The 7,062-nt window shown below is 39.7% G+C and carries 7 protein-coding genes; 4 read left to right on the top strand and 3 right to left on the bottom strand.

Annotated elements, in window-relative coordinates; translation table 11 throughout:
- Positions 1-87: 87 nt before the first annotated feature.
- Genes UCI88_RS04440 through UCI88_RS04430 form a run of 3 tightly spaced genes read left to right on the top strand, consistent with a single transcriptional unit; the run spans position 88 to position 3,419 of the window.
- Positions 88-1,839: a hypothetical protein gene (locus tag UCI88_RS04440; RefSeq protein WP_256180168.1), complete on the top strand. Its 1,752-nt coding sequence runs from the start codon at positions 88-90 to the stop codon at positions 1,837-1,839.
- 36 nt (positions 1,840-1,875) lie between these two features.
- The gene (locus UCI88_RS04435; protein ID WP_044503818.1) at positions 1,876-2,598 is read left to right on the top strand and encodes an OmpA family protein; all 723 of its coding nucleotides are present in this window, start codon (positions 1,876-1,878) and stop codon (positions 2,596-2,598) included.
- On the top strand, positions 2,595-3,419 hold the full coding sequence (locus tag UCI88_RS04430) for an HNH endonuclease signature motif containing protein (protein WP_044503819.1): 825 nt from the start codon (positions 2,595-2,597) through the stop codon (positions 3,417-3,419). Before UCI88_RS04435 ends, UCI88_RS04430 begins: the two co-directional genes overlap by 4 nt.
- A 114-nt stretch (positions 3,420-3,533) precedes the next feature.
- Here the strand turns inward: UCI88_RS04430 and UCI88_RS04425 are convergent, their stop codons facing one another.
- Positions 3,534-3,875, bottom strand: coding sequence for an arsenate reductase family protein (locus UCI88_RS04425; RefSeq protein WP_044503820.1), 342 nt, complete (start codon positions 3,873-3,875; stop codon positions 3,534-3,536).
- A 6-nt stretch (positions 3,876-3,881) separates the two neighbouring features.
- The gene (locus UCI88_RS04420; RefSeq protein ID WP_256180169.1) at positions 3,882-4,436 is read right to left on the bottom strand and encodes an HD domain-containing protein; all 555 of its coding nucleotides are present in this window, start codon (positions 4,434-4,436) and stop codon (positions 3,882-3,884) included.
- A gap of 304 nt (positions 4,437-4,740) precedes the next feature.
- Between UCI88_RS04420 and UCI88_RS04415 the strand changes: the two genes are divergently transcribed.
- Entirely contained in the window at positions 4,741-5,853 is a 1,113-nt protein-coding gene (locus UCI88_RS04415) for a tyrosine-type recombinase/integrase (RefSeq protein WP_256180170.1), read from the top strand.
- Between the two features lie 1,090 nt (positions 5,854-6,943).
- On the opposite strand, the gene UCI88_RS11425 is transcribed toward UCI88_RS04415, so the two are convergent.
- The gene (locus UCI88_RS11425) at positions 6,944-6,991 is read right to left on the bottom strand and encodes a hypothetical protein (RefSeq protein ID WP_353867035.1); all 48 of its coding nucleotides are present in this window, start codon (positions 6,989-6,991) and stop codon (positions 6,944-6,946) included.
- Between the last annotated feature and the right edge of the window lie 71 nt (positions 6,992-7,062).

The following is a 7,062-nucleotide window of genomic DNA, read 5'->3' as shown; positions in this document are numbered from 1 at the left end:
TAATATATGTACATATTATTGAAATAAATTCATTATATTAGTACAATAAAATATAGGATTATATAAATTTTAAAAGGAGTGGTTCCCTTGTTTCCTGCTATTTTAGAAATTTTTGCTTATGCGCCACCTGGAACAACCGAAATTTCTTTGACAAGATTTCTACTTTCAATTTTTGCTTTTGCTATTATATGTTGCGCCATTTTTTATTCAGCGGATAAATTAGTGAAAAAAGAATATGGAGCGCGATTTTTACTCATTACAGCGTATCTCGTTTTTCTCTTTACATTGTTAGGTACCTATGGGGACCCAGTGCAACGAAACGGTAGTTATTATCTTGGTGTCGGTATAAATATTATAAAATTTATTATCGGTATTGTACCCATCGGTTTTTCAATCTATCTATGTAGAGGTTATTGGAAATCGATGGAAAAAGATGTGAAGGATAACAGTAATTATACTAGTATTTACCCTACACTTATGGTTGCTCAAGGGACTTTTTATACCTTTGTCGGTGTCGCTGCCATTCTCTTTTCTTACGATGCTGGACAAGAAAATGCTATTACTATGTTATTAAGCGGCTTGAAATTAGCCTTTATCACTTCGATTATTGGCTTGGCCTATTCAATCGCTGCTAAAAATTATTTAAAAAAAGAAGAAGATAAGTTTTTTCAACAAAAAAAAGAAGATACAAAGGTTCCCTCTTCCCTTGATGAAATCGACTTTTATAAGAAACTATCCGATATTAAAAGTGATATCGCTGATTCCTACACCCAATTAAAAAGTATTGATTCATCGATAGGTCGGAATAATCTTTTTACTAAAGACCAAAGTAAATTACTAGAAAATCAAAATACACTCCTTGAGAAAACTTTAACCGAAGCGATGAACAATGCCGGAGAAGTGTTGGTAAAGAAAAACAATGAAGTACTGAGCAGTACGATTAAGTCCTTTAAACAAATGATCGTAGAGACTCAAAAATCAAATCAGACTATTATGAATCAGATTTTCCAAGATCATAAGAAGATGCATGATACGATGATGGATACCTTTTCCGTTACATTAAGCGCTATGGAAGATTCGATGAGTCAAATTGACAGCACTTTAAAAAATACGCAAACTACTGTCTCGACATTAAATACAAAATTAGAATCTACTAATATTGCGGTAGAGGTTATTAATCAATCCATCTTAGAGTTGAAGGAACCGATAGAAAAAACGAATGCATCCCTAACTACCCTATACCAAAACACAGAGGATATTGCAAACAAATTTGCACCTCTTACTGAAAAATATAACGACATTGAAGAAAGTCTCTTGGAAAATATTGAAGCATTTAAATCAGTGCAATCCGTCTTACAGCAAATGAACGAGGATATTTCGGCCGGTGTAGAAGATACTGTCACGAAGACATTGGATACGGTGGCTAGTACGAATCGTATTATTACATCGACTCTGAATGCATTAGATATTCATATGAAGAACCTTCGTGAAAGCATTCAGGAACAATCGGATGCCATAAAAGAGTATTCCGCACAACTTAAGTTGGTTTCACAAGATGCTTCAACGCAGGATAAAATCATAAAAAATGGACACGATGCCATCGTAAAAGAATATGGATTAATCGTTGAACACCTGACAGCTTTAAATTCCGGATATAACAATCAAATGTTAGATGCTCAAAAGAAATATAACGACATGATGAGTCGGAATCTTTCGGATTGTATCTCCATTGTATCCGATGTGCTGCGCAGCGCTCGTGATCGGTATGTAAAAGATATTTCATCGATGGATGTTTTAATTAAAAATCTGCAAAAAGATTTGAATAATAAAAAGAACTAATAGCCGCTGAAAATGAGATGAAGGTCGTGATAACGAATGCGAAAGCGTGAAAATGATGAAACCTCTATTTGGATTTCAAATACCGATTTAATGTCGGGCTTACTCGTTCTTTTTCTGTTTATTGCCATACTCATGAATCAAGGATTGTCGGAGGCCCAGGATGAGATAAAAAAGATTACCGGAGCCTCTAATGAAGTACGAAGAGAACTGCAAGAAAGTATAAAACAGAATTTTTCGGCGGAAGAAATAAAAAGATATAACTTAGATCAAGAAAATAATGTTGGAGCTGCTTCTTTTGATAAAGGCGACGGTCGCTTCCTAGTGGGATCTTCAGAATTGACGCCTGAATTTCGGGCAACGTTACAAGTCTTTCTTCCTAAATATATAAAATCTATCAGTGATATTTATGAAAAAGACCCGGATAAAATAAAAGAAATTCGAATTGAAGGCCATACCTCGACAGAATGGTTTGCAAACAATAACGGACAATTAGTCACTGCGAATGATGCCTACATTAAAAATATGGAGCTATCACAAAATCGCACGCGTGCCATCATACAATTCGCACTTTCACTGCCTGAACTAGTTCCCTACCATTCATTGATTAAAGAAAAATTAACAGCAAACGGCCTTTCATCAAGTCAGATTATAAAAAAAGAAGATGGCTCTGAAGACTTCGATGCATCGAGAAGAATTGAATTCAAGGTGGTTGTCAACGACGAGGCAACGGTAAAAGCTATCGAGGAAAATATATTATGAGAAGAAAACCAAGGGAACCTAAATTAATAACAAAGTTAAATCAATTATATACTATTATTGGGGAATCCAAGCCCTCCTCTATAAAAAAAATACCGGTAGTACTTTCTCCTCTTCCCGAATACATTCATAAACTGGAATCGGTAAAGGTTTTAGAAGATGTTTCTTTCAGTGGCTTAACGGATGAAGAATTAACGAATTCATTTCATACCGCTACCGGTCTCCCTTATTTTGCCTATCCTAAATTGCTAAGAAAAGAGTACGCTGGGATTGATCCAGAACCGGGAAGATATGAAAACAGATTTCATATCTATCCATGTTCATTCGTTAGAAACTACGAAAGTCGATATATCATGACAACGAGACATGACGGCTTATTTCATGTAAGAATTAAGAATCCTGATGGGGAGTATTCAGACAAAATCATGCCTCTTCGATTGTGCAAATTTTGCTATGATGAATTATATTTAGATTATCAAGGATATCACCGTGTAAATTTTGATATTCAGCGATACTACATGTCCGAAGTAAAGAAAAGGATAAAAACTGGATTCCGTTTTCAATCATTGGATACTTTTATGAGTCGATCCTTATCCGATGAGTCATATGCCGTAAATTGGCCCGTCCTATCTCGATCTATAAAAGAAAACCGTGGATGGGAATGCGAACGGTGCCACTTCCGAGCTGAATCATATGAACAAAAGAAATTTATTGAAGTTCATCATAAAAACCGAAATAAATATGACAATCGTCCAGAAAATTTAGAGGTTATTTGCAGAAATTGTCATGATAAAGAACACCCCCATCGCCCCAAAAGATACTAAACCCAATCGAGAGCCTAAATGTTATAACAATAAAGCCCCAATAGCGCCTATCTCGCTGTTGGGGCTTTATTGTGTTTTGGGGATTGTATGCCTGTAATCAAACCGGCAAGCTTCTTATTCCCAGGTTTTCCAAACGTCCGGTACGTAGCCTATGGTGGCTTTGGCACCGTTTCGGACGATGGGTGTTTTTAGGACTTGCTGGTTTTCTAAGATCTTGGCGTCTTTTTCGCTGTCGACGGCGTATTGGATTAAGGCCAAGGTATCTTTGTCCTTGCAGTTGGTATCGAGCATGGCGTCGAGGCCGCCGACGGCTTGTTTGACTTTATTGTATTCGCCTTTACTCAGGCCTTTTTCTTTCAGGTTGACGAATTGGACGGGGATTTTCCGTTCTTTGAAGTAGCGCAAGGCTTTTTTGGTATCGAAGCACTTTGTCGTGCCGAAGATTTGTATGTTCATGGGGGGTTATTCTCCTTTCGAGATTTTTGGTGCATAGCGGCGGAACAAGGCCAGGTAGTCTTTCTCGACGTCGGCAAAGGGGCGAACGGTGTAGTCCGGCATGACGCGAACGGTCGGGGCTTGCCCCTCCGGTTTATCATCCAGCAAGTAGGTCAGATCATACCACAGGAAGTCGTCGTCGATGCTTTTGAGGAACTTCATTTCTTCGTCTGTCAAGGGACTGCCGAGGTATTTTTCATAGATGAGGTTTAACAGGGCTTTTTCCGTCTCAGAATAGCCGGGCATGACGGCTTTTAACGGCCGCGGTACGTCGGACATGTAGCACTCGGTGCCGTCATGTAAGAGCGCGGCCACGATGAGTCGCGGGGATCCGCTGCGGGCTTCTACTTCATAGGCGCATTGCAGGCAATGCTGGCCGACGGAATAAAAGGTCTTCACATGACCGTTGCCGCGGCAAATGAGGGACAAGGCGTGAGCTATGTCTTCGATGGAAATGGTTTCGGGATCCATATTCGTGATGTCAAAATGCTTTCCCGTATAAGTTGTAATCAAAGGTGCCATAAATCGGCCTTTCTGCTCCCCTGGGAGCGATGGTTTCAATATGTATTGTACTACATCCGTCGATTTTTGTATTTAGAACATATGTTTAGCGAGACTTGTGACCGGCTCAGAGAACAACTGTTCTATAATCGTTATATCTTTAATTAAATAGGCCTATTTCCCTTTTTAAGCTTTTTTAAGAATTTTTCGACAGGATTATATGTGCCGTACGTCTATCTTTCCTTATACGGGCAAATAGGACGAGAACATTTGTTGCATATCCCCGATTATTATTGTACAATACGAATAAAGGAGGCGGTGCGACGTGTATCTTCGTAAGCGCGGCAAGAAATGGTATTATACAATCGAATATCCGGCAGCAGACGGGACGGGCCGCAAACGAGTCGAACGAGTCGGAGGTACGACGTACGCCCAGGCCGCTAAAGCCTATCGGCAGGCCATGGCAGCCCTCGATGATCCGGAACACGATGCGGAACCGGCGATGGAAGTCATGCCCTTCTTTTTAGAATGGCTGGAAAAAGATGTCGAAATCAATTTAGGTCCCAACACCTACGACGCCTATAAGGGCGTCATCAAATGGCATATCGGTGCCCGTTTTGGCGGATATGAGCTGAGCGAATTGACGACGGCAGAGATCCAGGACTGGCTCAATATGCTGAAACAGAAAGGCTATTCCCGATCGACGGTCAAGACGATTTTCACGGTCTTTAACGACGGCATGCGCTGGGCCGTGTCCAATCGCCAGTATATCGAGGCCAATCCCATGGCCAACGTCAAGATGCCGAAGTTCGACATTCCCCGGAAAAAGCCTTTCATCTTCTCGCGCCACCAAATCGATCATATCTTTCAAACTTTTCCCTTGGGGCATAAATATTACGCTCCCTGCATGATTGCTTACTGCACGGGCCTTCGCGTCGGCGAATGTCTGGCCCTGCAGTGGTCCCATATCGACATGGAAAACCGCACCATTTCCGTGGACAGTACCTTATATGACAAGACGGGAACGCCGGTCTGCAAGGCGACGCCGAAGACGAAATCCTCCCTGCGGACCATTCCCTTTAATGAGACATTATACAAGGCCCTCGTCCGCCATAAAGAGCAGCAGGCCAAAAATCGCCGCCTCTACGGCAGCGACTATCGGGACAATGACTTCGTCTGCACTCGTCAGGACGGCCGATCCATGACCAGCAACGACATGCGCTACTTTAACATGTGGTGCAAAAAAGAATTCAACAACGGCAGCTTCCATTCCTTCCGGCACACCCACGCCACGATGATGCTGGAAAATAACATCGAATTGGATTATGTCTCCAAACGCCTGGGCCATTCCTCCATTGCCACGACGGCCAACATCTACGATACGATTACGGATAAACGCAATAAAGAAGCCATGAAAAAGCTCGATGCCATTTTATAAAATATGGGCGGAAATGATGGCGGCAAGAAGCTCATTTATATTGATGATTACTTAATTTTCCGATAATCAATACTTATCGGAAAATTAAGCCTTCAAAATAAGAGAGAATAAAACAATGATTATATAAGAAGAAATAGAATGGGATAAAAAGCAGTCCTAATCTGAGTCTAGCAGCAATACTATATGTATATTATCAATATTAATATAAGAAAAAGAAAAACATCAATATAAGCGTCTCTTTTTTGATTATGAATTCTAAAAAACTTACATCTAGCATAGACTATAACTGAAAACCATAATAAGAAAGCCCCTGATAAAAGATTTAAAGAAGTTTTCATGATTTCTAATGAAAATGCATATATATTTACATAAATAGAATATAGTAATGCAAATATGAAAAGGATGTTAGCAAATAAAAAAAACTTAGGCGGGGCATACCTGGTTATGACAATTTCTTTTTTAGTTAAGAATTTTTTTAATATAAATGATTTGACAAGCCATAAAATTATTAGCGGAAACATGATATAGTAGGTCATAAAAAATTTTAAGTCCATATTGCTTGCCCCCATAGCTCTATTATTTCTGATTTTTGAAGTTACACAGAGAATTACTTCCTTAACCCCGCAATCGTTTCGAATGGTTTGCGTGTTGATTATTACTCCCTGGTCAATATAGAATAATATGCATGCCTAATGCTATAAAAAATAAAAACTATATGTAATTTACTTGCTATATATATTATACCCCTTTTCTGACATGAAATGGCATATTCAGCCGTCTTTTTGACGCTTGATAATACGAAACCTGTTCATGGTTTTCCTTGTTCTCAAGAGTCAGCCACTTGACATTCATAGGCTTATCGCTTATATTGAAATACGAGAGTGCCGGAATCTCTACGGGGACCGGTACGAGACAGGCCTTTTTCGTAATTCGGAAAGGGTCTGTCTATTCCTTCCTTTTTTTGATAAACTATGCTAAAATAAAAACAGAGATAGTCCGATGGCTGCACATCGGCTCTCCTCTTTGATTTTGAGTCTGAAGAAGGCCGTGTACCGCTTGGTATGCGGTTTTTTTCAGTTAAAAATTAATATTAATGAGCTGAAATAACCAGCACGATCAACGTTGCAAATGCAATCATTAATGACAATGCCTCATAGACACTCATGCTGATCACCTCACTTTCGTGAGGAAAACCGAATACATCGAACT

This window comes from Megasphaera massiliensis (assembly GCF_036305205.1).
Classification (GTDB): Bacteria; Bacillota; Negativicutes; order Veillonellales; family Megasphaeraceae; genus Megasphaera; species Megasphaera massiliensis.
This window is presented reverse-complemented; position numbering and strand designations above follow the sequence as displayed.

Bases quoted from the DNA above. Each gene is read 5' to 3' on its own strand.
- UCI88_RS04435 (WP_044503818.1), top strand. From the start codon at position 1,876: ATGCGAAAGCGTGAAAATGATGAAACCTCTATTTGGATTTCAAATACC.
- UCI88_RS04430 (WP_044503819.1), top strand. From the start codon at position 2,595: ATGAGAAGAAAACCAAGGGAACCTAAATTAATAACAAAGTTAAATCAA.
- UCI88_RS04425 (WP_044503820.1), bottom strand. From the start codon at position 3,875: ATGAACATACAAATCTTCGGCACGACAAAGTGCTTCGATACCAAAAAA.
- UCI88_RS04420 (WP_256180169.1), bottom strand. From the start codon at position 4,436: ATGGCACCTTTGATTACAACTTATACGGGAAAGCATTTTGACATCACG.